Origin of the sequence: Pseudomonas benzenivorans, assembly GCF_024397895.1 — a bacterium.
Taxonomy (GTDB): domain Bacteria; phylum Pseudomonadota; class Gammaproteobacteria; order Pseudomonadales; family Pseudomonadaceae; genus Aquipseudomonas; species Aquipseudomonas benzenivorans_A.
In genome coordinates this window covers 2,517,650-2,540,045 of sequence record NZ_CP073346.1, presented here as the reverse complement: position 1 = coordinate 2,540,045, position 22,396 = coordinate 2,517,650, and the positions used below count along the sequence as shown (strand labels likewise).

22 protein-coding genes are annotated in these 22,396 nt (G+C 66.4%); 10 read left to right on the top strand and 12 right to left on the bottom strand.

The window, feature by feature from the left end:
• Positions 1 to 107 precede the first annotated feature (107 nt).
• The 3 genes from KDW96_RS11870 to KDW96_RS11860 all read left to right on the top strand — a co-directional run bounded on the left by KDW96_RS11870 (position 108) and on the right by KDW96_RS11860 (position 3,664).
• Positions 108 to 1,061, top strand: a complete 954-nt coding sequence (locus tag KDW96_RS11870; protein WP_255836462.1) for a TAXI family TRAP transporter solute-binding subunit — start codon at positions 108 to 110, stop codon at positions 1,059 to 1,061.
• Positions 1,062 to 1,214: 153 nt separating this feature from the next.
• Entirely contained in the window at positions 1,215 to 3,242 is a 2,028-nt protein-coding gene (locus KDW96_RS11865) for a TRAP transporter permease (RefSeq protein WP_255836461.1), read from the top strand.
• Positions 3,239 to 3,664: a DUF1850 domain-containing protein gene (locus KDW96_RS11860; protein WP_255836460.1), complete on the top strand. Its 426-nt coding sequence runs from the start codon at positions 3,239 to 3,241 to the stop codon at positions 3,662 to 3,664. Before KDW96_RS11865 ends, KDW96_RS11860 begins: the two co-directional genes overlap by 4 nt.
• Before the next feature lie 118 nt (positions 3,665 to 3,782).
• Here the strand turns inward: KDW96_RS11860 and KDW96_RS11855 are convergent, their stop codons facing one another.
• Positions 3,783 to 4,520 (bottom strand): substrate-binding periplasmic protein, encoded by a 738-nt coding sequence (locus tag KDW96_RS11855; RefSeq protein ID WP_255836459.1) that lies wholly within the window; start codon positions 4,518 to 4,520, stop codon positions 3,783 to 3,785.
• Positions 4,521 to 4,612: 92 nt separating this feature from the next.
• Complete coding sequence (gene cls, locus KDW96_RS11850) at positions 4,613 to 6,058, bottom strand: cardiolipin synthase (RefSeq protein WP_255836458.1); 1,446 nt, start codon at positions 6,056 to 6,058, stop codon at positions 4,613 to 4,615.
• 246 nt (positions 6,059 to 6,304) lie between these two features.
• On the opposite strand from cls, the gene KDW96_RS11845 reads away from it, so the two are divergent.
• Positions 6,305 to 7,966, top strand: a complete 1,662-nt coding sequence (locus tag KDW96_RS11845; protein WP_255836457.1) for a BCCT family transporter — start codon at positions 6,305 to 6,307, stop codon at positions 7,964 to 7,966.
• Positions 7,967 to 8,026: 60 nt separating this feature from the next.
• Here KDW96_RS11845 and KDW96_RS11840 read toward each other — a convergent pair whose 3' ends face one another.
• Positions 8,027 to 8,764: a 3'-5' exonuclease gene (locus KDW96_RS11840; protein ID WP_255836456.1), complete on the bottom strand. Its 738-nt coding sequence runs from the start codon at positions 8,762 to 8,764 to the stop codon at positions 8,027 to 8,029.
• Entirely contained in the window at positions 8,761 to 10,653 is a 1,893-nt protein-coding gene (locus tag KDW96_RS11835; protein ID WP_255836455.1) for a DUF294 nucleotidyltransferase-like domain-containing protein, read from the bottom strand. Before KDW96_RS11835 ends, KDW96_RS11840 begins: the two co-directional genes overlap by 4 nt.
• Before the next feature lie 347 nt (positions 10,654 to 11,000).
• Here KDW96_RS11835 and zigA point away from each other — a divergent pair, with 347 nt between their 5' ends.
• Both zigA and KDW96_RS11825 read left to right on the top strand, forming a co-directional pair.
• Positions 11,001 to 12,209, top strand: coding sequence for a zinc metallochaperone GTPase ZigA (gene zigA, locus KDW96_RS11830; protein WP_255836454.1), 1,209 nt, complete (start codon positions 11,001 to 11,003; stop codon positions 12,207 to 12,209).
• Positions 12,209 to 12,853, top strand: coding sequence for a DUF1826 domain-containing protein (locus tag KDW96_RS11825; protein ID WP_255836453.1), 645 nt, complete (start codon positions 12,209 to 12,211; stop codon positions 12,851 to 12,853). The genes zigA and KDW96_RS11825 overlap by 1 nt, the downstream gene beginning before the upstream one ends.
• Positions 12,854 to 12,866: 13 nt before the next feature.
• Here the strand turns inward: KDW96_RS11825 and KDW96_RS11820 are convergent, their stop codons facing one another.
• Positions 12,867 to 13,220 carry an NADH:ubiquinone oxidoreductase gene (locus KDW96_RS11820; protein ID WP_255836452.1) on the bottom strand — a complete coding sequence of 118 codons (354 nt, stop codon included), beginning with the start codon at positions 13,218 to 13,220 and terminating at the stop codon, positions 12,867 to 12,869.
• Positions 13,221 to 13,329: 109 nt separating this feature from the next.
• Here KDW96_RS11820 and KDW96_RS11815 point away from each other — a divergent pair, with 109 nt between their 5' ends.
• The 3 genes from KDW96_RS11815 to blaOXA all read left to right on the top strand — a co-directional run bounded on the left by KDW96_RS11815 (position 13,330) and on the right by blaOXA (position 16,143).
• On the top strand, positions 13,330 to 14,292 hold the full coding sequence (locus KDW96_RS11815) for a CobW family GTP-binding protein (RefSeq protein ID WP_255836451.1): 963 nt from the start codon (positions 13,330 to 13,332) through the stop codon (positions 14,290 to 14,292).
• Positions 14,293 to 14,397: 105 nt separating this feature from the next.
• On the top strand, positions 14,398 to 15,276 hold the full coding sequence (locus KDW96_RS11810) for an alpha/beta fold hydrolase (RefSeq protein WP_255836450.1): 879 nt from the start codon (positions 14,398 to 14,400) through the stop codon (positions 15,274 to 15,276).
• A gap of 84 nt (positions 15,277 to 15,360) precedes the next feature.
• Complete coding sequence (gene blaOXA / locus KDW96_RS11805) at positions 15,361 to 16,143, top strand: class D beta-lactamase (protein ID WP_255836449.1); 783 nt, start codon at positions 15,361 to 15,363, stop codon at positions 16,141 to 16,143.
• A gap of 15 nt (positions 16,144 to 16,158) precedes the next feature.
• Here the strand turns inward: blaOXA and KDW96_RS11800 are convergent, their stop codons facing one another.
• The 4 genes from KDW96_RS11800 to KDW96_RS11785 form a co-directional block, all read right to left on the bottom strand.
• A complete protein-coding gene (locus KDW96_RS11800) occupies positions 16,159 to 16,539 on the bottom strand; it encodes a DUF3301 domain-containing protein (RefSeq protein WP_255836448.1) in 381 nt (126 codons plus the stop codon).
• A gap of 84 nt (positions 16,540 to 16,623) precedes the next feature.
• Positions 16,624 to 17,106, bottom strand: coding sequence for an acyl-CoA thioesterase (locus tag KDW96_RS11795; protein WP_255836447.1), 483 nt, complete (start codon positions 17,104 to 17,106; stop codon positions 16,624 to 16,626).
• Between the two features lie 104 nt (positions 17,107 to 17,210).
• Positions 17,211 to 17,969: an SDR family NAD(P)-dependent oxidoreductase gene (locus tag KDW96_RS11790; protein WP_255836446.1), complete on the bottom strand. Its 759-nt coding sequence runs from the start codon at positions 17,967 to 17,969 to the stop codon at positions 17,211 to 17,213.
• Between the two features lie 254 nt (positions 17,970 to 18,223).
• Positions 18,224 to 18,634 (bottom strand): SMI1/KNR4 family protein, encoded by a 411-nt coding sequence (locus tag KDW96_RS11785; RefSeq protein ID WP_255836445.1) that lies wholly within the window; start codon positions 18,632 to 18,634, stop codon positions 18,224 to 18,226.
• A 254-nt stretch (positions 18,635 to 18,888) separates the two neighbouring features.
• On the opposite strand from KDW96_RS11785, the gene KDW96_RS11780 reads away from it, so the two are divergent.
• Complete coding sequence (locus KDW96_RS11780; RefSeq protein ID WP_255836444.1) at positions 18,889 to 19,359, top strand: aminoacyl-tRNA deacylase; 471 nt, start codon at positions 18,889 to 18,891, stop codon at positions 19,357 to 19,359.
• 168 nt (positions 19,360 to 19,527) lie between these two features.
• Here KDW96_RS11780 and KDW96_RS11775 read toward each other — a convergent pair whose 3' ends face one another.
• From KDW96_RS11775 to KDW96_RS11765, 3 genes are all read right to left on the bottom strand, one after another.
• Positions 19,528 to 20,367, bottom strand: coding sequence for a Tim44 domain-containing protein (locus KDW96_RS11775; RefSeq protein WP_255836443.1), 840 nt, complete (start codon positions 20,365 to 20,367; stop codon positions 19,528 to 19,530).
• A gap of 253 nt (positions 20,368 to 20,620) precedes the next feature.
• A complete protein-coding gene (locus KDW96_RS11770) occupies positions 20,621 to 21,199 on the bottom strand; it encodes a TetR/AcrR family transcriptional regulator (protein ID WP_255836442.1) in 579 nt (192 codons plus the stop codon).
• A gap of 102 nt (positions 21,200 to 21,301) precedes the next feature.
• Complete coding sequence (locus tag KDW96_RS11765) at positions 21,302 to 22,396, bottom strand: TRAP transporter substrate-binding protein (RefSeq protein ID WP_255836441.1); 1,095 nt, start codon at positions 22,394 to 22,396, stop codon at positions 21,302 to 21,304.

The following is a 22,396-nucleotide window of genomic DNA, read 5'->3' as shown; positions in this document are numbered from 1 at the left end:
CTTTCGCCCAATCCGCTAGTCCCCGGACGGCGCCCCCGCGTTGGCGGACGGGCATCGTCTACAGTGAAAACTCTGCACAAAGCCATAACAACGACGGAGATTCTTCCATGCGATTGACCAAGCGTTTCAGCCTGTTTGCCGCTGCTGCGGCCTTCACTGCCAGCACCGCGGTGCTCGCCGCACCGACCTTCATCAACATCCTCACCGGCGGCACCAGCGGTGTGTACTACCCGATCGGTGTCGGCCTGTCGCAGCTCTACAGCAACGGCATCGAAGGCGCCAAGACCTCGGTGCAGGCGACCAAGGCCTCGGTGGAAAACCTCAACCTGCTGCAGCAGGGTCGTGGCGAACTGGCCCTGGCCCTGGGCGACTCGGTCGCCGACGCCTGGGCGGGTGTCGAAGACGCCGGCTTCAAGACGCCGCTGAAGAAGCTGCGGGCGATCGCCGCCACCTACCCGAACTACATCCAGATCGTCGCCAGCAAGGAGTCCGGCATCACCAGCCTGGCCGACCTCAAGGGCAAGCGCATCTCCGTCGGCGCGCCGAAGTCCGGCACCGAGCTGAACGCCCGCGCCATCTTCGAGGCCGCCGGCCTGAGCTATGAGGACATGGGCAAGGTCGAGTTCCTGCCCTACGCCGAGTCGGTCGAGCTGATCAAGAACCGTCAGCTTGACGCCACCCTGCAGTCCTCGGGCCTGGGCATGGCGGCGATCCGCGACCTGGCCGCGACCCTGCCGATCACCTTTGTCGCCATTCCGGCTGATGTGACCGCGAAGATTGGCAACGCCGCCTACCAGGCCGCCGCCATCCCGGCCGGCACCTATGACGGTCAGGAGACCGAGGTCGCGACCGTGGCCATCACCAACATCCTGGTCAGCCACGAAGGGGTGTCCGACGAAGTCGCCTACCAGATGACCAAACTGATGTTCGACAACCTGGAGCGCCTGGGCACCGCCCACTCCGCGGCCCAGGACATCAAGCTGGAAACCGCGGCGAAGAACCTGCCGATCCCGCTGCACCCGGGTGCCGAGCGCTTCTACAAGGAAGCCGGCGCGCTCTAAGCCAGCCTGCGGACCGACGCCCGCCCTCGCGGCGGCCGTCGGTCCCGCTTCTGACTGCACGCAGAGGCGCTAGTAAAACCAGCGTGGCGCACACGGCAGGTTTTGTTAGCGGCTCTTCAGCTCTCTCGATGATGTATTGAAGGCGCGACCTCCATGAGTGAACACAACCAAGGCCTCGCAGCGAGTCCGGCCGACTGGCCGAAGGCGCTGTTCTACGTGGCGCTGCTGTTCTCCTGTTTCCAGATCATCACCGCGGCCTTTCACCCGGTGTCCAGCCAGATCCTCCGTGCCGTGCACGTGGGCTTCCTGCTGCTGGTGGTCTTTCTCAGTTTCCCCGCCGACGGCAAGGACAAGCCGTGGCAGCCCCTGGCCTGGCTGCTGGGCCTGGCCGGCATGGCCACGGCCATCTACCAGTGGGTGTTCGAGGCCGATCTGATCCAGCGCTCCGGCGACCTGACCGACATGGACATGGCCATCGGCCTGCTGCTGACCGTGCTGGTGTTCGAGGCGGCGCGGCGGGTGATGGGCATCGCCCTGCCGCTGATCTGCGGCCTGTTCCTCGCCTACGGCCTGCTCGGCCAATACCTGCCGGGCGACCTGGCGCACCGCGGCTACGGCCTGGACCAGATCGTCAACCAGCTGTCCTTCGGCACCGAGGGCTTCTACGGCACCCCGACCTATGTGTCGGCCACCTACATCTTCCTGTTCATCCTGTTCGGCGCCTTCCTCGAGCAGGCCGGCATGATCAAGCTGTTCACCGACTTCGCCATGGGCCTGTTCGGCCACAAGCTCGGCGGCCCGGCCAAGGTCTCGGTGGTGTCCTCTGCGTTGATGGGCACCATCACCGGCTCCGGCGTGGCCAATGTGGTCACCACCGGCCAGTTCACCATCCCGCTGATGAAGCGTTTCGGCTACCGCCCGGCCTTCGCCGGCGGCGTCGAGGCTACCTCGAGCATGGGCAGCCAGATCATGCCGCCGATCATGGGCGCGGTGGCCTTCATCATGGCCGAGACCATCAACGTGCCGTTCTTCGAGGTGGCCAAGGCCGCCCTGGTGCCGGCGCTGCTGTATTTCGGTTCGGTGTTCTGGATGGTTCACCTGGAAGCCAAGCGCGCCAACCTGCAGGGCTTGCCGAAGGACCAGTGCCCCAACCCCTGGGCCGCGGTGAAGCAGCGCTGGTACCTGCTGATTCCGCTGTTCATCCTCATCTACCTGCTGTTCTCCGGGCGCACGCCGCTGTTCTCCGGGATGGTCGGCCTGGCCCTGACCGCCATCGTCATCCTCGGCTCGGCGATCATCCTGCGGGTCTCCTCGACCGCCCTGCGCATGGTCTTCTGGATCGCTCTCGGTGTGCTCTGCGCCGGCTTCTTCCAGCTCGGCATCGGCGTGGTGTTCGGCGTGGTCGGGCTGCTGGTGGCGACCTGCTGGTTTCTCAAGGGCGGCCGCGACACCCTGACCATCTGCCTGCATGCGCTGGTCGAAGGCGCGCGCCATGCGGTGCCGGTGGGCATCGCCTGTGCACTGGTGGGGGTGATCATCGGCGTGGTGTCGCTGACCGGGGTGGCCTCGACTTTCGCCGGCTATATCCTGGCCATCGGCCAGGACAACCTGTTCCTCTCGCTGGTGCTGACCATGCTCACCTGCCTGGTGCTGGGCATGGGCATCCCGACCATCCCCAACTACATCATCACTAGCTCGATCGCCGCGCCGGCCCTGCTGGAGCTGGGCGTGCCGCTGATCGTCTCGCACATGTTCGTCTTCTACTTCGGCATCATGGCCGACCTCACCCCGCCGGTGGCCCTGGCCTGCTTCGCCGCCGCCCCCATCGCCAAGGAGAAGGGCCTGAAGATCAGCCTGTGGGCCATCCGCATCGCCATCGCCGGTTTCGTTGTGCCCTTCATGGCGGTCTACGACCCGGCACTGATGCTGCAGGGCGGCGGCTGGTTGGCCACCCTCTACATCCTGTTCAAGGCGGCCGTGGCCATCGGCGTCTGGGGCGCGGTGTTCACCGGCTTCCTGCAGTGCAAGATGCCCTGGTGGGAGCGTGCTCTGGGCTTCGCGGCCGGCGCCAGTCTGATCCTGGCCACGCCGATGAGCGACGAGATCGGCTTCGCCCTGGTGGTGCTGTTCCTCGCCGTGCACTTCTGGCGCGGGCGCCGCGTCCAGGCCGCCGCCGCGTGATCGGCCTGTGCATGGGCCTGGCGGGCGCGGTGTGGGCGCAGGTGCCCACGGCCGAGTTCACCCTGGCCTGGCGGCACACCATCGAGAAGGTTCGCTGGGAAGAGGATTACCGCGTCACCGCCGAGGGGCTGCTGCTCGGCGAGGCGCGGGTCAAGGGTTCGGGCGCCGGCATGGAGATCCCGGACGGCGCCGAACTGCATGAGGGCAGCTGGCACTACCGCCGCCAGCTACCGCCCCTGCAACCGCTGCGCTTGGGGCGAACCCCCGAGGCAGGGGATTACCAACTGTGTTTCGACCAGCGTTGTCGCTCCCTGAGCGACTGGCTCGGCCCGCCACAAGCGAGCCGGCCGGCGCTGGAACTCTGGAGCTGTGAGCTCGGCTCCCCCTCATTCCCAGTGGATGAGGGCCTGGGCAACGGCTGAGGCCGCGCCCGCTCCCGGCGCCACAAGCGCCGCTGGCAACAGGAAGAAAACCCCCATGCGGCCCGACCGCTGGGGGTTTTGTTCGTCTATGGCTGGCTCATCGATGCCGCCGGGGCGTTCAGTCGATGGCGTACTTGGCCTTGAGGCGGCGCACCCGTTCCGGCTGTTGCTGCAGAAAACGGTCGAAGGCGGCGATCACCTCGGGGTGCAGGCGGCTCGACAGGTAATAGTGGTCGTCGACATGGGGCAGGGCGGGGTCATACACCAGGGCGTCGTCCGGCAGGCCCTCGGCGAGCAAGGCGTGGCGCGCCACCCGCGGGTTGAGGTAGATGGCATCGACGCGTCCGCTGGTCGCCATGTGCAGCAGCGAGTCGATGTGGTTGTTCTGCTTCAGGGTGATCTGGCCGCCTTCGATGTCTGCCAGATACGGCCAGGGGGTGAAGCCCAGCTGGGTGCCGAGCACCTTTATTCTCGCCTTGCCCAGGCCGAGATGGCCGGGCAACACCATCACGCCGTCGGTGTAGGGGGCCACGGGCTGGCTGTAGTGAATCCGGTGGCCCTGTTTCTGCCTGGCCTTCCAGTGCGGATGGTCGGGAAACTTGAAGTCCAGTTTGCCGGCCAGGTAGTCGCCGAGCAGGCGCTTGACCGGCAGTGGCACATAGATGAACTCATGGCCCTGGTCGGCGGCGAAGGCGTCCAGCAATTCGCGGGCGTAGCCCTGGTAACGACCGTCCTGCACGGTGAAATAGGGCAGGTCGGGTTGGCGCTCGACGCCGACCCGAAACTGCTCGGCCGTCGCCCTGGCGGCGACGCCCAACAGGCTCAAGCTGAGGATGACCGGCAACCAGGTTTTCATCGGCAGATTCTCGTCCAGACCCGTAATGCAAAGCTCGCGATCCAGCTCTAACCATAGCCACTGAAGCCGGCTCTCGAGCGCTTTTCATCGTTCTAGAGAATTGGCGAGATCAGCCGCGCCACGCGCATGGCCAGTTGCTGCAGGCGGCGCACCTTGCGCCGGTCGGCGCTGACCAGCTCCCGTGAGCGGGCGAAGTCTTCTTCGAGCATCTGCGCGACCTGGGCGGCGAAGCCATCGTCGACGGTTAGCAGGGTGATCTCGAAGTTGAGGCGGAACGAGCGGTTGTCCAGGTTGGCGCTGCCGATGGTGCAGGCGCCCTGGTCGATCAGCATGACCTTCTGGTGCAGGAACCCCGGCTGGTAGCGGAATACCCGCACCCCGGCGCGCAGCGCCTCGAAGGCGTACAGGCTGGAGGCGGCGTAGACGACCCGGTGATCGGCGCGTGCCGGCAGCAGGATGCGCACGTCGACCCCGCGCAGCACGGCCAGGCGCAGGGCGCTGAACAGGGCCTCGTCGGGGACGAAGTAGGGGCTGGTGATCCAGATGCGCTCACGCGCCGCGTGAATCGCTTCGACGAACAGCAGCGAGCCGGTTTCCTGGGGGTCCGCCGGGCCGCTGGTGATCACCTGGCAGAGCAGGCCGGCGCTGGGGTAGGCCTCGGGCAGCAGCAGCGGCGGCATCTGCCGGGTGGCCCAGAACCAGTCCTCGGCGAACGACTCCTGCAGGCAGGCGACCACCGGGCCGCGGACCTCGACGTGGGTGTCGCGCCAGGGCGCCAGCGGCGGCTTGCGTCCGAGGTATTCCTCGCCGACGTTGAGCCCGCCGAGAAAGCCGCGCTCGCCGTCGACCACGACGATCTTGCGGTGGTTGCGGAAATTCAGCTGGAAACGGTTGAGCAGGCCGCCGCGGGTGGGGAAGGCGTGAACCTGCACGCCGGCGCCGCGCAGGGGGTCGATGTAGTGGCGCGGCAGGGCATGGCTGCCAATGCCGTCGTACAAGACGTACACCCGTACGCCGGCGCGGGCACGCTCCAGCAGCAGTTGCTGAAGACGCCGGCCCAGGCCATCGTCGCGGACGATGAAGAACTGCAGGAGGATCACCTGGCGGGCCTCGGCCAGGGCGGCGAAGATCGCCGCGAAGGCCGCTTCGCCGTCGATCAGCAGTTGCACCTGGTTGTTCGCCAGGCAGGGCATCTGGCCCAGGCGCGGCAGCGCGCGCAGGCGCCGGAAGGCCTTGGACTCCCTGGCCGTCAGGGCCTCCTCGACCCAGGGTCGCCAGTTCAGCGCGGCTATGGCGCTGTGCATCTCCTGGTCGGCCAGGCGCCGGGCCTTGATATAGGCGTCGAAGCGGCTACGGCCGAAGACCAGGTAGGGCAGCAGGGTCAGGTAGGGCATGAAAAACAGCGACACCGCCCAGGCGATGGCGCCCTGGGCGGTGCGCACGGTGAGCACGGCGTGGACGGCGGCCAGCACGCCGAGCGTGTGGATCGCGGCGATCAGGTAGGTGAGCAGGTGGGGGATGCCGAAATCCGTGAGCATGTGCATTCCTGTGATGCAGAAACCGGTTCGAAGCAGCGCAGACCACAGGCTGCAGTGTGGCATCAACCAGGGCTGAGGCGACAAGTTATGACGCCCTCGCCTAGGGACGCGCCGCGTTCGGGGCGGCAGGTTGTCGATTGGCCTGTTACGCTTGTCGTTAACCGAGTTGAAAATCGGTCGAAACATGCAGGGCGCAGGCTTCTGTCTGCGTCTATCTGCAAGTCAAACAATAAAGGAGCACGTCACATGGCAAAAGATCCTGCGCAGGGCACGGCCCCGCCAACGGACAGCGTGGATAGCATCCCGGCCCCAACCGGGGCAGCGAACCTGATCGACACCGACTACGTCATCGGCCAGGACAACATCAAGGGGCGCTTCCTCTTCAACCTGGACATCCATGGCAAGGTGTTCACCATCTCGGCGCTGCTCAGCGTGCTGTTCGTGGTGCTGACCCTGGCCTTGCAGAGCGAGGTCGAGCCACTGTTCACCGCCGTGCGCAACTGGCTGACCAGCAACCTGGCCTGGTTCTTCATCGGTTCGGCGAACATCTTCGTGCTGCTGTGCGTCGGGCTGATCTTCTCGCCCCTGGGCAGAGTGCGCATTGGCGGCAAGGAAGCTACGCCGGACTACACCTACACCGGTTGGTTCGCCATGCTGTTCGCCGCCGGTATGGGCATCGGCCTGATGTTCTACGGCGTCGCCGAGCCGATGTCGCACTACGGCTCGGCCATGGGCGGAACCAGCATCGGCGAGGACGGTGTACGCACCGACTGGGCGCCGCTGGGCGCTGCCGCCGGTGATGCCGAGGCGGCTGCCAGCCTGAGTATGGCGGCGACCATCTTCCACTGGGGCCTGCACCCTTGGGCGATCTACGCCATCGTCGCGTTGTCCCTGGCGCTGTTCTCCTTCAACAAGGGCTTGCCGCTGAGCATCCGCTCGATCTTCTATCCGCTGCTCGGTGAGCGGGTCTGGGGTTGGCCGGGGCACATCATCGATATCCTGGCTGTGCTCGCGACCCTGTTCGGTCTGGCCACCTCCCTTGGCATCGGCGCGCAGCAGGCGTCGGCCGGTATTGAGTACCTCTTCGGTATTCCATCCAACGACACCAGCATGGTGTTGCTGGTGGTGGGCATCACCGTGATCGCCCTGATCTCGGTGATGGCGGGTCTGGACAAGGGGGTCAAGCGCCTGTCGGAGATCAACATGGTGCTGGCGGCGCTGTTGTTGGTGTTCATCATCGTGGTCGGCCCGACCCTGGCGATCCTCACGGGTTTCTTCAGCAACCTGGGTAGCTACCTGGTCAACCTGCCGGCACTGTCCAATCCCTTCGGTCGTGAAGATGCCAACTTCAGCCAGGGCTGGACCGCCTTCTACTGGGCCTGGTGGATCAGTTGGTCGCCGTTCGTCGGCATGTTCATCGCCCGAGTCAGCCGCGGCCGCAGCGTGCGCGAGTTCCTCATCGCCGTGTTGCTGGTGCCCTCGTTGGTCTCGGTGCTGTGGATGACCGCCTTCGGCGGCACGGCGCTCAACCAACTGCTCGGTGACGGCTTCACCGGGGTGCAGGATGCCGCCCTTGAGCTGAAGATGTTCGCCATGTTCGGTGAACTGCCGCTGACCGAGATCAGCTCCTTCGTCGGCATCGTGCTGGTGATCGTGTTCTTCGTCACCTCGTCGGACTCCGGTTCCCTGGTGATCGACACCATCACCGCCGGCGGCAAGGTCAACGCGCCGGTACCGCAGCGTGCCTTCTGGGCGATTCTCGAGGGCGTGGTGGCGATTGCCCTGTTGCTCGGTGGCGGCCTGGTGGCCCTGCAGGCGATGGCGGTGTCCGCCGGCTTCCCGTTCACCATCGTGTTGCTGGTGGGCTGTGTGGCGATCGTCAAGGGCCTGATGTCCGAACCGCGCTAAGCGGGTCGCGCAGACAGGCTGTTGTGGAAAAGGGCGTGCCCGCTAGCGGGCGCGCCTTTTTTATTGCCAGAGTTCGCCGACCGCCATCTGCTCGGCGTCGAGGCGGGCCACCTGGGCCTGCAGCAGTTCGGCGGTGGCCAGGGCGTCGGTCAGGGCGTGGTGGGCATGGTAGAGGGGCAGTCCATAGCGCAGGCGGCTGTCGGCCAGGCGGATCGACACCGGTTTCTTGCCCATAAGCCGGCCCAGCCAGCCGGGCCGGTGTTTGCCCTGGTGCAGGCGGGCCTCCAGTTGCATGGTATCGATCAGCGGAAAGTGCAGACCTTCGCCGACCAGTTGGCGCATGGCGTGATCGAGAAAGCCGCGCTCGATGCGCCGGTAGTGCACCACCACCACCTTGCCGGCCATGGCGGCCAGCAGTTCGTCGAACACGCTGGCCAATGGCGGTGCATCCTGGATGTCCGAGTGGGTGATGTGGTGGAAGGTCACCGACTGGCTGCTCAATTCGCACACCGGCTTGACCACCCAGTATTTGGCCTCGCCGCAGCGGATGCGCCGCAGGTTGAAGGGCACCAGGCCGAGGCTGACGATCGAGTCGCGCTGGCTGTCCAGGCCGGTGGTCTCCACGTCGAGAGCCAGCAGGGGCACCTGCTCCAGTGGCGTGTCGGCGCTCACGGTTCCGGCTTGATAGAAGCGCGATAGCCGCTGATCGCTGGTCTTGGCCGCAAGATCCCTGAGAATGCCTGGCCAGTCGTGTACCGCCGACTTGGCTTCCCTGCGCAGGGCGCCGGGCAGGCTCATAGCGGTCGCCCCGATTCTTGCCCCGGATAGCGGAAGCGCAGGAACTTCTGCGCATTGCTCAGCACCTGGAAGGCCGATTTGAGGCTGTGCCGATCGGCGGCGGAGATGTGCTCCGGCTCGATGTAGTTGTCCGGCTCGCGGCCTTCCTGGAGGTCCATGGCCTGGTGGCGAATGCGTACGATGGAGAGGAACTCCAGGGCATAGCGCAGCTGGGTGATGGCCTCCTCTGTGAGCAGCTTGGTTTCGCCGATGGCATCCAGGCGCTCCAGGGAATTCTGCGCCTTGGAGCCACAGGCCAGGGCATGCACGCGGATCAGGTCGGTCAACGGCGCGGTGCCGCGGCCCTTGAGGTTGATGATGTTGTTCTGCTGACCGTCCTTTTCCATCACGAAGGTGCGGAAGAATCCCAGGGGTGGCGTGCGGTTCAGCGCGTTGCGCGCCAGGCTGGCGAGGAACATTGGGCTGTTGCTGGCCTTTTCCGCCAGCAGTGCCTTCAGGCTCTCGGCCAGCGGCGCTTCGCCATAGACACTGTCCAGATCGAAGAAGATGCAGGCGTTGAGCAGGGTTTCCGGGTTGGGGCGCTCGATCCACTGGGTGAAATAGCCCTTCCACACCCGCAGCGGCTGCCGCCATTTGGGGTTGGTGGCCATGATGCCGCCCTTGCAGTAGGTGTGGCCACAGGCCGCCAGGCCGTCGCTGACGAAGGTCGCCAGCTTGAGGAAGTACTCGTCGTGCACCCGCGGATCGAAGCGGTTGTCCAGCACCAGGGCGTTGTCCTGGTCGGTGACGATCAGCTGCTCATCCCGGGCCATCGAGCCCAGCGCCAGGAAACAGTAGGGTATAGGCGGCGGGCCGAGTTCCTGCTCGGCCAGTTCGAGCAGGCGCTGGGTCAGGCTGCGGCCGATGCCGGACATGGCGCTGCCGATCATGTGGGCGTTGGCCTGTTCGTTGACCAGGCGCAGGAAGGTCGCGCGCAGGTCCGGCAACAGCCCCTGCAGCTCCGCCACCGACTGGCGGTTGAAGATGTTGTTGACCAGGTACAGGCTGCTCTGGGATTCGTAGCGGATGATGTCGGAGAGGTTGATCACCCCGACCGGCCGCTGGCGGTGCACCACCGGCAGGTGATGGATATTGTTGCGCAGCATGCACAGCATCGCCTCGAACACCGAATCCTCGGCCTGGATGGTGATCGGATTGGGTGACATCACCTGGTCCACCGGCGTGTCCAGGGCCAGGCCCTCGGCCAGCACCCGGGTGCGCAGGTCGCGGTCGGTGGTGATGCCGGCCATGATCTGGGTCGGACCGCTGTCGCCGGCGGCCTTGGTGCCGAATATCACCAGGGACGACACGCTGTGCTCGGTCATCATCCGCGCGGCGTCCTGCACCGAGGTGCCCAATGGCACGCTGACGGTGCGGCGTGTGATCAGCTTGCGCACCTCGGTGCTCATCAGTTCGGTGGCGTTGCCCTGGGGCGCCTCGCGCGGCTTGAGGCGTGACACGCCCTCGGCCTCGACGAAGTCGGCGAAGGCGTCATTCGCCTCGCAGAGCTGCTCGAACATGGCGCCGGGGATGAAGTAGATCAGGCTGTCCTCGATGGCGCGCGCCGGCAGGCGTACCTTGTGCCCGCGCAGCAGGCCGAACTGGCCGAAGACCTCGCCCTCGGCCAGGCGGTTGTAGAGTTCGCCGTTGCGCCGGTAGATCTCCACCGCACCGCTGCGGATGTAATGCAAATCCTCGATCGGCGCGCCGTAGCTGAGGATGTCGCTGCCGGCCTTGAAGTAGCCGACTTCCACCTGGCGGGCGATATCGTCGACGGTGTCTTCCGGCAACGCATCGAAGGGCGCGTGTCGGCTCAGGTGGTCGCGAATTTCGATCAGTTCGACCTGCATGGAGTCCTCATGGCAGTGGCCTGTGGGCGAGAGGATCAGTCGTCTATCGGCGGCTCGATCCATCGCCCCCTCGGCGGGTGGCGCCTGGCAGGGTATTGCGGGGCCAGGATGACCAGCCTATCGCAGAACATCGGATCTCGCCCATCGCCGTGGGCCGGGGGGGGGAAATACGGCTGCCGGGCCGGCAGTTCCACGTGGAACCCGCCCAGCGCTGCCGATTCATCAGTGGGGACCGGGACAACAAGCCTGGAATTCACCCCTATCTTGCGATATTGTTATGTTATAACTTTATTATGACGATCCACTCTCCCGCTCGTTCGTCATCACTCTCATCAGGAGTCCGTGCAATGCCTGATCGGCTACCCGTAACCGTACTCTCCGGCTTCCTCGGCGCCGGCAAGAGCACGCTGCTCAACCACGTGCTGAAGAATCGCGAAGGATTGAAGGTCGCGGTGATCGTCAACGATATGAGCGAGATCAATATCGATGGCCGCGCGGTTCAGCGCGATGTCAGCCTCAATCGCGCCGAGGAACGGCTGGTGGAGATGAGCAACGGTTGCATCTGTTGCACCTTGCGCGAGGACTTGCTCGAGGAGGTCGCGCGCCTGGCCGGCGAGGGTCGCTTCGACTACCTGCTGATCGAGTCCACCGGCATCTCCGAGCCCTTGCCGGTGGCCGAGACCTTCACCTTTAGAGACGAGCAGGGCCAGAGTCTGGCCGATCTGGCACGTCTGGACACCCTGGTCACCGTGGTCGACGGGGTCAACTTCCTCCGGGATTTCCATGCCGCCGAGGACCTGTCCAGCCGCGGCGAAACCCTGGGCGAAGAGGACCAGCGCTCGATCACCGACCTGCTGATCGAGCAGGTGGAGTTCGCCGATGTGATCCTGATCAGCAAGATCGACCTGATCAGCCAGACCGAGCGCGAGGAGCTGACGGCGATTCTGCGGGGACTCAACACCCACGCCGAGATCCTGCCGATCAGCATGGGCCAGATCGCGCTGGACAAGATCCTCGACACCGGCCGCTTCGATTTCGAGCGCGCGGCACAGGCCCCTGGCTGGCTCAAGGAGCTGCGCGGCGAGCACGTGCCGGAGTCCGAGGAGTACGGCATCGCCTCCGGCGTCTATCGCGCGCGCAGGCCTTTCCATCCGCAGCGTTTCTTCGACTTCATCGCCAGGGACTGGGTGAATGGCCGCTTGCTGCGTTCCAAGGGGTTTTTCTGGATGGCCAGCAAACACCGGGAAGCCGGCAGCTGGTCCCAGGCCGGCGGCCTGATGCGCCATGGCTTGGCCGGGCGCTGGTGGCGCTTTGTGCCGAGAAACCAGTGGCCCCAGGATGACGAGGGGCGGCAGGCGATCGAGCGGAGCTGGCAGGCCGACGTCGGCGACTGCCGCCAGGAGCTGGTGTTTATCGGTCAGCGCATCGATTTCGCTCGGCTGCATGCCGAGCTGGATGCCTGTCTGCTCGACGACGCGGAGATGGCCATGGGCGAGTCTGGCTGGGCGGCCCTGGCTGACCCGTTCGGCGCCTGGGTCGAGGAGGACGCGGCCTGATGCATGCGCTCCAATATCGGCAGCCGCCCGTCCAGGTGCTCGGCGAGCAGTTGGAGGTGTTCACCGAAATCCTGCGTGAGGAGGTCAACCTGGCGATCTGGCAGCGTCGCCTGCCGGCGCAGATCGACGCATTCGTCGCCCAGCTGTTGGCCCAGGGGCATGCATTGGCGCAGACCCTGATTGTGGAGCTGGCGACTGCGGAGAGCCCGGCCGATCTGAGCGGCTTGCTTGCCGAGTACCGCCATATCCCGGGTCAGGAGGACTGTCTGAGCGATATTGGCTGGCTGGTCAGCGCCTTCGCCTGTCTGCTCGGGGCCAGGCGTATCGGGCTGCGCCTGCGCGTGCTGGATCGGCCGATGTGCCCGCGCTTTCACGTCGACCGGGTGCCCGTGCGGTTGATCACCAGCTATGCCGGCCCCGGCAGCCAGTGGCTGGCCGAAGGGGCGATGGTGCGCCAGCGCCTGGGTGAACCGGCGGCTGAACCGCAGGACCCGGCGCTGATCAACAGCAGCTTGGCCGGGCATGTGTTGCTGGCCAAGGGCGAGAAGTGGTCGGGTAACGAAGGCGCTGGCCTGATTCATCGCTCGCCTCAACCGCACAGCGGCAAGCGCCGGCTGCTGCTGACCCTGGACTGGCTGGGGTAGCCGGGTCGGCCCGTCAGCGGGCCATCCACACGCCCTTGTTCTGCCCTTCGCAGAAGGGCTTGAGGTAGCTGGCGTCGCTGCCCACGCCGTAGTAGTGGATGTCCTGCTGGTAGGGGGTGCCGCCCACCTTGGCGCTGCGGCAGACGCCGAAGGCGCCGATCGGGCACTGCTCGACGAAGGCCACTTCGACCTTCTGGCCCTTGAGCTGCGGCTGGCAGAAACCGTTGCGAAACAGTTGTGGCGGGATGCTGCGGTTCTGCTGGCAGACCTTGACGTCCAGGCGCTCGGCCTGGCTGTGAATGACGCAGGCCTCGCCCCAGGCCAGGGAAGACAGGGCGCAGAGACTCAGCAGCGCTAGACGACGCATCGAATGAACTCCCGACAAAGATGCCGGCGACTCTAGCACGGCGCCTTTGCCGCGTCTGCGTCGTGCGCCGGGGCTTCTCCTCCTGGAATTTTGACCGCACCATGGCGCCATGTTGAAGAATATTCCGACTCACCTGATCGGCGGCCCCCTGGGCGCCGGCAAGACCAGCCTGATCCGTCAGCTGCTGGCGCAGCGGCCGGCGCACGAGCGCTGGGCGGTACTGATCAACGAATTCGGCCAGATCGGCCTGGACGCCGCCCTGCTGGAGACCGACGCCCAGGGCGTGGCGCTTGGCGAAGTGGCCGGCGGCTGCCTGTGCTGCGTCAACGGCGTGCCTTTCCAGGTCGGTTTGTCTCGCCTGCTGCGCAAGGCGCGGCCGCAGCGCCTGCTGATCGAGCCCTCCGGCCTCGGCCACCCCGCGCAGTTGCTGGAGCAGCTGCGCCAGCCGCCCTGGGCCGGGGTGCTGGCGGTGCAACCGGCGCTGCTGGTGCTGGACGCCGCCGCGCTCGCCGCCGGACAGTCCCTGGCGGACAGCCAGCAGGCGGCGCTGAGCAGCGCCGGACTTTTGCTGCTGAACAAGGCCGAGGGCCTGGACCCGGCGGCCAAGGCGCGGGTACAGGCCAAGCTGCCCGCACGGCCGCTGTGCTGGACCAGCCAGGCCGCGTTGCCGTTGACGCAACTGCCGGGCTACGCCAGCCAGGCCGAGGCGGCCGACGGTCTGGCAGATCTGCCCACGGCGCGTGCGCCGCTGCCGAGCATCTGGCGTTCGCCGAGCGATCCGATCTGCCAGGTTCAGGCGCAGGCTGAAGGCTGGAGCATCGGCTGGTCCTGGCACCCAAGCCAGCGCTTCGCCCAGCAGCGCGTGCAGCACTGGCTCGAATCCCTGCCGTGGCAGCGCGCCAAGCTGGTGCTGCACAGCGATCAAGGCTGGTGCTCGGCCAACGCCCTGGCCGGCCAGCCGCTGCGCTGGCAGGCCAGTCCCTGGCGCAAGGATTCGCGGCTGGAGCTGATCTTCGACGCGGCCCAGGACGCCGAGGCGCTGCGCCTCGCCATAAGCGCCTGCAGGCTCTAGCGGGGTCGACCTGGCGGTCAGGCAGCGGTTTGTCGGCAGAACTGGCGAGTCACCTGGTCAGGGCTGATAAGCTTCGTCGTCGTCTTCCTCGCGCGTAAATCCGCCATGCATCTAGAGTCCTGGTCCCACGCCTGTTCCGCCGGTTTCACCCTGCGCGGCTGGCACAGTCCGCCCTCGGGCAAGCCGCTGCTGCACTTCCTGCACGGCAACGGCTACTGCGGCCGGGTCTATGAGCCGTTGCTGGCGTGCCTGGCCGAGGACTTCGACCTGTGGCTGTGCGACGTGCAGGGGCATGGCGACAGTGATCACGGCGGCCGCTTCCACGGCTGGAATCGCAGCGCCGAGCTGGCGCTGGAGGCCTTCGCCATGGGTCGCGAGCGGTTTGCCGGGGTGCCAGCCTTCGCCGTCGGCCACAGTTTCGGCGGAGTGCTGAGCGCCCTGATGCTGGCCCAGCAACCGCAGCTGTTCCAGCGTGCGGTGCTGCTCGATCCGGTGCTGTTCACCCCGGCGATGATCGGGGTCATGGCGCTGTCCGACGTGGTCGGCCTGAGCCAGCGCAATACCCTGGCAAGCAAGGCGCGCAAGCGGCGCCAGAAATGGCCCGATCGGCTCGCCGCCCATGCCGCCCTGCATGGCCGCGGCATGTTCCGCGGCTGGACCGAGGCGGCGTTCGAGGCCTATCTCAACCATGCCCTGCGCGACACCGAGGAGGGCGTCGAGCTGAAATGCCGGCCGAGCCGCGAGGCGGATATCTTCGCCTCCTTCCCCAAGCGCCTGTGGCCGTCGCTGGCCAAGGTGGTGACGCCGACCCAGGTGCTCTATGGCCAGGGCAGCTATCCCTTTGTCGCCAAGTCGGTGGCGCGCTGGTGCGCGAGCAATGCTCATGTGCATGCCCAGGTGGTCCACGGCGGCCACTGCTTCATGCAGGAGCAGCCGGAGGAAAGCGCCGAGCGGGTAAGGGCGTTTCTCCGGGCGGAGGGATAAGCACGGCACGCCGCGACGTCAGCTGTGCGGAACCGGGCCGGGCAGGCGCTGTCTAGCCCTGGACCCAAACGAAAGGACGTGCTGATGAAACGGATAATTTGCGGCTTACTGCTGGTGCTTGCCGGCCAGGTTCAGGCCATTGACTGGCGGGACAGTCCGGCGGTCGCCGAGGCGTTTGCCCGCGCCGGGGTGACCGGCACCTTCGTACTCCATGAAGTCGGCAGCGAGCGGTGGCAAGGGCACAACCGTCAGCGTGCGCTGACCCGTTACAGCCCGGCCTCGACCTTCAAGCTTGCCCATACCCTGATTGGCCTGGATACCGGCGCGGTCAGCAGTGTGGACGAGGTCTTTCCTTACGACGGCAAGCCCAAGTTCCTCAAGAGCTGGGAGAAGGACATGGGCCTGCGCGAGGCGCTCAAGGTCTCCAACGTGTCGGTCTACCAGGCACTGGCGCGACGCATCGGCCTGTCGCGCATGCGCGGCCGGGTCGGTGCGTTGGACTATGGCAATGGCCAGATAGGCAGCCAGGTCGATCAGTTCTGGTTGCGCGGGCCGCTGGCCATCAGTGCGGTGGAGCAGACCCGCTTCCTTGCCCGCCTGGTCCAGGACGGGCTGCCCGTTACCCCAGCCATCCAGGCACAAGTGCGGGACATCAGCCTGCTCGAGCAGGGGCCGGGTTGGCGCCTGTACGGCAAGACCGGTTGGGCCACGTCCGGCGACCCCGATGTCGGCTGGTGGGTCGGCTGGGTGGAGCAGCAGGGCAAGCGCTACAGCTTTGCCCTGAATATCGACACCCACGGTGAGGCGGACCTGCCCAAGCGCATCGAACTGGGCAAGGCCAGCCTGCGGCTGTTCAAGCTGCTCTAGGGCCTTGGGCTCCAGTCACTGGTCGCGCCCGTGGCGCCAGCGCTCCAGGTCGATCACCCGCGCCGTGTCGGGCGGTGGTGCGCTGAACGGATGGGGAGCCAGCTCGATGCGGCCCAGGTGCTGGCCGAACATCACGATGCTGCCGACATGGCGCTGTTCGCCGGTGACGGTGAACTCGAAGCCATAAACCCGCGCCAGGCGCTTGCGGCCGCGGGCGTCGGCCAGCAGGGTGATCTTGCGCAGGGCGACGTTGCCGTCGAGCAGCTCGACCTCGGCCTTCGCGCAGTGCTGCTTGACCAGGGCCAGGGCCCGCTCGCGCAAGCCGTGGGCGTGCCACAGCCAGGCGCCGGCGGTGGCCAGCAGCATCAGGACGAAAATATTGCCGAGGGTCAGCATAGGGAACTCCAAGCAGCCGCTTGAGCCGGCCGGGGGTGAACTCGCATTCTGCCAGGGGGCCGGGGCGCTGTCTTGGCTGCTGTCTCAGTCCTCGCCCTTGAGCTCCTGGTAGCGCTGTTCCAGTTCCTGGCGGATCGCCCGGCGCTGCTGCCCCTGGGCGAAGCGGCGTTTCTCCTCGGCCGTCTGCGGCTGGCGCAGCGGCACCGGCGTGGGCCGTCCTTTTTCGTCGACCGCGACCATGGTGAAGAAGCAGCTGTTGGTATGGCGCACCGAACGCTCGCGGATATTCTCCGTGACCACCTTGATGCCGATCTCCATGGAACTGCGGCCGGTGTAGTTGACCGAGGCGTGGAAGGTCACCAGCTCGCCGACGTGGATGGGTTCGCGAAAGGTCACCTGGTCAACCGACAGGGTCACCACGTAACAGCCGGCATAGCGGCTGGCGCAGGCGTAGGCGACCTCGTCGAGGTACTTGAGCAGGGTGCCGCCGTGCACGTTGCCGGAGAAGTTGGCCATATCCGGGGTCATCAGTACGGTCATCGACAGCTGGGCGTTTCCGGGTTCCATGGTGGGGCTCTGTATGGCTGTAGAAGGGACATGGTGATCAGAACGACTCAGGCGGACGCTGGGTCACGCCTGAGTCGTCCCAGCCCGGCGGGCTGGCGCCACGGCTACTTGCCGGCGGAGAGCCCGAAGTCGATCGCCAGATCGGCGCCGGTGATCGCCTCGGCATGGGGCTGGCACAGGTACCAGACCATTTCCGCCACTTCCTCCGGGCGCAGGAAGCGCGCCCCGCGGCCTTGCGGGTAGAGGTTGAGCAGCTCGCGCTTGTAGGCCGTCGGGTTGCCCTTGCCGTAACGCTCGGCCTGGTAGTCGAGCATCGGCGTGGCGATGTCGCCGGGCGATACCGCGTTGACCCGCACCCCGTGCTCGGCCAGCTCCAGGGCCAGGGTCTTGCTCAGCATCACCAGGGCCGCCTTGCTCGCGCAGTAGGCGGCCGACCCGCGATAGGCCTGGCGCCCGGCATCGCTGGCGATATTGACGATACAGCCGCGGAACTCCTTGAGGTGCGGGATGGCCGCCTGACTGAGATAGAAGGCGGCCTTCAGGTTGACCCCCATGACCAGGTCGAAGTCCTCTTCGCTGAACTGCTCAACCGGCCCCTCGCGCCACACCCCGGCGGCATTGACCACCGCGTCCAGGCGTCCGGTGCTGGCCATCACCTTGGCGATCAGCTCATGGCAGTTCTCGGCGCTGCGCAGGTCGGCGGTGCTGCTGAAATCCAGCGGCACCTGACCGTTGAGCGCATGCAGGCCACCCTTGTCGACATCGGTGGCCGTGACCCGCCAGTGACTCTGGGAGAAGCGCTTGGCGATGGCGCGGCCGAGGCCGCCGGCGGCGCCGGTGATGAGGATGACGGGCGTGCTCATGGGGTGGTCCTCCAGGGGCGGTGGTGTATCCAGTGTAGGTAACGGCTGTCGCTTTGCAGGCCGAGGCGGACGAAGTCGAACTCGGCGCACCTCGGTGAGCCCTGCGCGCAAGCCGCAGCGGATTCGCTGAATGATGGCGTTGTTTGTTGAACGATGCGTTCGATTTTTTACACATCATCCACAGGCGATCGCCCGGGTGTCAAGGCGGGTGGCCGCGGGGGGGCAGCGTCGGCCTGCCCAGTGGGCTTTGCCGCTCAGCTCTCCAGCCAGACGTCGCGCACCCAGTGCCACACCGACTCCCAGGATTCGTCCTCGTTGATCTCTTCGGTGTCGGCTTCCCAGAGCAGCACGGTGCCGTCTTCTTCCACCACGTAGTAGTTGCCCTGGTCCTCGCACAGCGGCACATACTCGCGCGGCACGCCGAGGGACCAGGCTACCGAGGCCACCTCCGGCAGGTAGGTGTGGGACTGCGGGTCGGCGGCGGTCACCGGCTCGAGGCGGCCGTAGACGACGTCGCTGACGGTCAGCAGGAACTCGCGCAATGCGAACGGCAGGTGGATAAGGATCTGCTCCTGGATCTCCACCAGGGTCTCCTCGTCCGGCAGCTCCAGCGGCACCGGCACCGGTTCGTTCAATTCGCGCAGCTGATCGATGACTTCTTCCACGGTAACAGGCCCTCATGCAGTGAGATGGGCTTTATACAGCAGCCGGTGCCAGGAGCAAAAAGCCGTGTCGCATCCAGGCTCAATCCGCTGCTTGGGCTCGCTCGCCGCGAACGGTCGTATAGGCCCGGAACTGCTGTTAGCGGCCCTTGCTAGCATCAAGTGGTCCTGCCGGCCTGGTCCCGGCGACTAGAATTCAAGCATGAGTTGGACGCTTATCCGCGGTCCGCAGCGCGGGCCTTGACCGGAGGTGCATCATGCATATGGCAGCAACAGTACAGCGCAGCCTGGAGCGCGCGCAGATTCAATTCGATATCGTCCCTCACCCGCATTCGGAGAGCAGCCTGGAATCGGCGCGGGTCGCCAGCGTGCCGGCCGAACGCCTGGCCAAGTCGGTGATCCTCGACGACCGCAAGGGGCATTACCTGATGGCCGTGGTGCCGGCCAATCGCCACCTGGACATGAGCATGGTCTGCAAGGGTGACGAACTCTGGCAACTGAGCAGCGAATCGGACATCGCCAGTCTGTTCAAGGACTGCGAGCTCGGTGCCGTACCGGCGGTCGGCGAGCCCTACGGGATGAACATGCGGGTCGACCCGCTGCTCACCCGTCAACAGGACATCTACTTCGAGGCCGGCGATCACGAGAGCCTGGTGCACATGAGCACCGAACAGTTTCTCAAGCTGGTGCCCCGTGCCGAAGTCTGCGAGCTGTGTCCGCAAACCTGAGCGGGCGCGGCCACCGGTCTACTACTGGCGCCGCTCCATCGCCTGTCGCCAGCGTCACCGCTGCGGCAAACAAGGCGGTGGGCGGCGCTGAAGCCTCTGCTCGGTGCTGCGGCGCAGGCATAAAAAACCCCAGGCAAGCCTGGGGTTCGGAGTGCGCGGTAGAACCGATCAGTTCTGACGGATGCCCGCCACCAGCCAGGGCTGGTTGTCACCGACTGCACGCTCCAGGCGCCAGCTTTCGCTGAAGGCTTCGCCCTGGTCGAAGCGCGAGGTCTTCGACACGCCGCTGAAGGTGAGGGTGGCCACGGTCTTGTCGCTCATGTCGTCGACGCCATCGAGCTGCACGTCGAGATTGTCGATGTAGGTGGACTGGAAGCCGTCGCCCAGCTCGGCGCGCTCACGCTTGAGGAAGTCCAGCAGCTGCGGGGTGACGAACTCGGCGATCTTGTCCATCTCGTCGGCGTCCCAGTGCTGCTGCAGGCTGAGGAAGTGCTCGCGGCCGGCGCTGACGAAGCTCTGCTCGTTGAACCAGGCCGGGGCGTTGATCACCGGCTTGATGGCCGCGCCGGCGCTGCTGCCGAACACCGGATTGGCTGCCGCCGGGACTTCCCGCTGGTACGGCGCGCCGCCGGCCATGGCCGGCTGGCTCTTGCGCCGCGAGGCGAGGAAGCGGAACAGCAGGAAGGCGATCAGGCCGAAGATCAGCATGTCCATGATCTGCAGGCCCTCGAAGCCGTCACCCATGAACATGGAGGCCAGCAGGCCACCGGCGGCCAGGCCGGCCAAAGGGCCGAGCCAGCGCGAAGCGCCGCTGGCGGCGGCGGGCTGACGACCGGCGGTCGGCGCGGTGGCGGCGGGCTGATTCTGGGCCGGCGTCTGGCGGGTCTGATGGCTCGGCGCAGAACCGAAGGATTTGCCGCCGCCCAGACGCTTGGCTTCGGCTTCGAAACTCATGGTTAGGCCCAGGCTCAGGCACATGGCCAGGGCAATGCTGAGGAAACGCTGCATGTTCGGTCGTCTCTTGGTGGTTGGAACGCTGCGCCGCATCTTGCACGGCTTGGGCGAGGAAGGCCAGCCGCAGAATGTATCGGACTTTTGCTTTGCAGCCGGAGCGTGGCCAGTGCCGGTGCGCCATTCCATGGTTGCGAAGAAGCCCTGCCTGCCGCCCCAGGGCCTGCGTTTGAAAGGACATGGCCAGGGCATTCAGCCACGGGCCCGGGCGGACAAACGGGCCGTCCCGCTCGTCGGTTTCCGGTCGCGCTCAGCGTCGCAGCAATACCAGCAGCGGGCCGCAGCGCAGTTGCCGGCGCAGGTAGGCGCGGAACTCGGCGGGTTCTTCGTCGGGATGCCGCAGCCAGTGCAGCACGCAGCGCAGGTAGGCGCCGCTGAGCAGGCTTTCTTCGGCGATCCGGTGCAGGTGAATGGACCCACGCTGCGCCGCCTCGCGCCACCACTGTACCGTGCGGCTGACCCGCAGCAGGCCGGCCAGCTGCAGGTGCACGTGTCCCGGTTCGAGCTTGTACAGCAGCATCTGCCCGGTGACCGCGCGGTGGCCGGCCAGGCAGTCGAACCAGGCGATCAGCAGTTCTTCCAGGCGCTTGGCCGGGTCCAAAGTCAGCAGGTCGGCGGCTGTCGCCCGGCTCAGCAAGGCGTGATCGGCGCGGTCGAACCAGGCTTCTACCAGCTGATCCTTTTCCCGATAGTGCGCGGCGATGCTGTCCAGGCCAACGCCCAGATGCTCGGCCACATCGAACAGGTGCAGACGCTCCCAGCCGCAGACATCGGCCAGTTCGAGCGCGGCGTCGAGGATCTTCGGCGCTGTGATACTGGTTTTTTTCATCGGCTCACCTCGGTTCGAGTATGGGCCGCGTGCACGCAGGGGCTGGGCGGAAACGACAAACGGAGCCCGCAGGCTCCGTTTCCGTGGTGAGGCAGGGGGCGCTCAACGCCAGTTGTACAGCTCCTTCTCGGACAGCTGGTGCATCTGGCTGACCTGGGCCTGGAAGGCCTTCATCGACGCCCAGATACGGCCGTTCAGCTCGCTCTGTGCGGCCAGCTCGCCGAGTACCACCTCGGCCTGGAGCTGCATGGCCTGCAGGACCTCGTCGGGGAAGCGCTTGAGCAGGGTGCCCTGCTGCTTGAGCTGATCCAGGGCCAGGGCGTTGTGGTAGACGTAGTCGTCCATCATGTCCTGGTTGGCCGCGCGGGCCGCCTCGGTGAGGATCGCCTGCAGGTCGGCCGGCAGGCTGTCGAGGGCCTTCTGGTTGATCAGCAGCTCGAGCACCGCCTGGGGCTCCTGCCAGCCGGGGTAGTAGTAGAACTTGGCCGCCTTGTGCAGGCCGAAGGCCAGGTCGTTGTAGGGGCTGACCCAGTCGGTGGCGTCGATCGCGTTGGTCTGCAGGGCGGTGAATATCTCGCCGCCGGGCAGGTTGACGGTGGTCGCGCCGAGGCGGCCGAGCACCTCGCCGCCGAGGCCCGGCATGCGGATCTTCAGGCCCTTGAGGTCATCCAGGGAGTTGATTTCCTTGTTGTACCAGCCGCCCATCTGCATGCCGGTGTTGCCCACTGCCAGGGGTTTCACGCCATGGGGGGCGTAGGCCTCGTCCCACAGGGCCTGGCCGCCGCCCTTGCTCAGCCAGGCGTTCATTTCCGGAGTGGACAGGCCGAACGGCACGGCGGTGAAGAACTGCGCCGCCGCCACCTTGCCCTTCCAGTAGTAGGCGGCGCCATGGCCGATCTCGGCGGTGCCGCGCGACACCGCATCGAACACCTCTAGCGGCGGCACCAGCTCGCCGCCGGCATAGACCTTGATGGTCAGGCGGCCGTCGCTCATGGCGCTGACCCGCTCGGCCAGGCGCTCGGCGGCGGTGCCCAGGCCGGGGAAGTTCTTCGGCCAGGCGGTGACCATCTTCCATTCATAGCGTTGTGCTTGCTCGGTCGCGGCTTGCTCAGTGCTGACTTTGTCGTCCTTGCAGCCGGCCAGGCCGATGGCGGCCAGCAGGGCCGCGGCGGTGCCGAACAGGAAACGGCGGTTCAT